At 68.0% G+C, this 1,203-nt stretch carries 1 protein-coding gene; it reads left to right on the forward strand.

The features are described from left to right. On the forward strand, positions 1-1,203 hold a 1,203-nt coding region (ftsH, locus tag LG661_RS24630; RefSeq protein WP_230534631.1), incomplete at both ends, for an ATP-dependent zinc metalloprotease FtsH.

Raw genomic sequence — 1,203 nt, forward strand, 5'->3', positions numbered from 1 at the left:
ACCTTTGACGACGTTGCGGGCATTGACGAGGCGAAGGAGGACCTGCAGGAGGTGGTGGAGTTCCTGCGCGATCCGCAGAAGTTCCAGCGGCTGGGCGGGCGCATTCCCCGCGGCGTGCTGTTGGTCGGCCCGCCCGGCACCGGCAAGACGCTCACCGCCCGTGCGGTCGCCGGCGAGGCCAACGTGCCCTTCTTCACCATCTCCGGCTCCGACTTCGTCGAGATGTTCGTGGGCGTGGGCGCCAGCCGCGTGCGCGACATGTTCGACCAGGCCAAGAAGAACGCGCCGTGCATCATCTTCATCGACGAGATCGACGCGGTCGGGCGCCATCGCGGCGCGGGCTTGGGCGGCGGCAACGACGAGCGCGAGCAGACCCTGAACCAGCTCCTGGTCGAGATGGACGGCTTCGAGGCCAACGAGGGCGTGATCATCATCGCCGCCACCAACCGGCCCGACGTGCTCGATCCGGCGCTCCTGCGTCCGGGCCGCTTCGACCGCCAGATCGTGGTGCCCAACCCCGACGTGACGGGGCGCGAGAAGATCCTGCGGGTGCATGTGCGAAAAGTCCCGCTGGCGCCGGACGTGGACCTGAAGGTGATCGCCCGCGGCACGCCCGGGTTTTCGGGCGCGGACCTGATGAACCTGGTCAACGAGGCGGCGCTTTTGGCGGCGCGGCGCGGCAAGCGCATCGTGACCATGCAGGAGTTCGAGGACGCCAAGGACAAGGTGATGATGGGGGCCGAGCGGCGCACCCTGGTGATGACCGACGACGAGAAGCGCCTGACCGCCTATCACGAGGCGGGGCATGCCATCGTGGCGCTGAACGTGCCGGCCACCGATCCGGTGCACAAGGCCACGATCATCCCGCGCGGGCGGGCGCTGGGCATGGTGATGCAGCTGCCCGAGCGCGACAAGCTGTCGATGAGCTTCGAGCAGATGACCTCGCGGCTGGCGATCATGATGGGCGGGCGCATTGCCGAGGAGATGATCTTCGGGCCCGAGAAGGTGACCTCGGGGGCGCAGTCGGACATCGAGCAGGCGACGCGCCTGGCGCGGATGATGGTGACCAAGTGGGGGTTTTCGCCGGAGCTGGGCACGGTGGCCTACGGCGAGAACCAGGACGAGGTGTTCTTAGGCATGCAGATGGGCCGGCAGCAGAACGTGTCGGAAGCCACCGCCCAGAAGATCGACTCCGAGGTGCGG

It is taken from the genome of Microvirga roseola (assembly GCF_020866965.1).
In the GTDB taxonomy this organism is placed as follows: Bacteria; Pseudomonadota; Alphaproteobacteria; order Rhizobiales; family Beijerinckiaceae; genus Microvirga; species Microvirga roseola.